The following is a 951-nucleotide window of genomic DNA, read 5'->3' as shown; positions in this document are numbered from 1 at the left end:
CGCCAGCGGTCGAACGCCTCGCGGTTGGCGCGCGCGGTCGCGCCGGAGCCGGCCGCGCCGGCGACGTAGGAGAACGGACCGGGCGCCATGAGCTCGCGGGCCGACGCCTCGAGCTTCGTCGAGTCGGTCGAGCACGGCGGCAGCTGACCACCGAGTCCTTGCAGGTAGAGCTCGTTCTGATAGCTGCCGAAGCGTTCGGTCACAGGTTGCCTCCTCGCGTTCGAGGGGACTGTACTCGCCGGTACTTTCACCCGGCGCCCCGAAGTGACCGACGGGTAACCTGAGCGGGCCCGACGTCGGAAGAGGAGAAGCGATGCGCGCGCACGACGTGGTCCTGTTCGGTGCCACCGGGTTCACCGGCGGGCTGACCGCCGAGTACCTGGCCCGCCACGCGCCCGCCGGCCTGCGCTGGGCACTGGCCGGGCGCAACCGCGGCAAGCTCGAGGCCGTCCGGGCGCGGCTGGCGGCGATCGACGACCGGTTCGCCGACCTGGACCTGCTGATCGCCGACTCCGCGGACCCCGCGTCGCTGAAGGCCGTAGCTGAATCAGCGAAAGTGGTCATCACGACCGTCGGCCCATACCTGGCGCACGGGGAACCGCTGGTGGCGGCGTGCGCCGAGGCGGGCACGGACTACGTCGACCTCACCGGCGAACCCGAGTTCGTCGACCGGATGTACCTGGCGCACGACCGGCGCGCCCGCGAAACCGGGGCCCGGCTGGTGCACGCGTGCGGGTTCGACTCGATCCCGCACGACCTCGGCGTCCGGTACACCGTGCGGCAGCTGCCCGAAGGCGTGCCGCTCAAGATCGACGGTTACGTGCGGGCCGGCGGGATGCCGTCCGGCGGCACGTTCCTCAGCGCGCTGACCATCATGTCCCGGCTGCCGGCCGGGGCGCGGGTCGCGAAGGAGCGGGCGGCAGCCGAGCCGCGGCCCGCCGGCCGGTTCGC

At 73.0% G+C, this 951-nt stretch carries 1 protein-coding gene and 1 pseudogene; one reads left to right on the top strand and one right to left on the bottom strand.

Annotated features, from left to right (window positions below; translation table 11 throughout):
* Window positions 1–203, bottom strand: a pseudogene (locus tag G3I65_RS56125) (alpha-hydroxy-acid oxidizing protein); the annotation flags it as partial.
* Window positions 204–313: 110 nt separating this feature from the next.
* On the opposite strand from G3I65_RS56125, the gene G3I65_RS56120 reads away from it, so the two are divergent.
* Window positions 314–951: trans-acting enoyl reductase family protein (locus G3I65_RS56120; protein WP_203612785.1), on the top strand; the 638-nt coding region annotated here is incomplete at its 3' end.

Origin of the sequence: Amycolatopsis sp. SID8362, assembly GCF_010550475.1 — a bacterium.
Classification (GTDB): domain Bacteria; phylum Actinomycetota; class Actinomycetes; order Mycobacteriales; family Pseudonocardiaceae; genus Amycolatopsis; species Amycolatopsis eburnea.
Note: the sequence above shows the minus strand (reverse complement) of the source record. Positions and strands in the feature narration are given on the sequence as shown.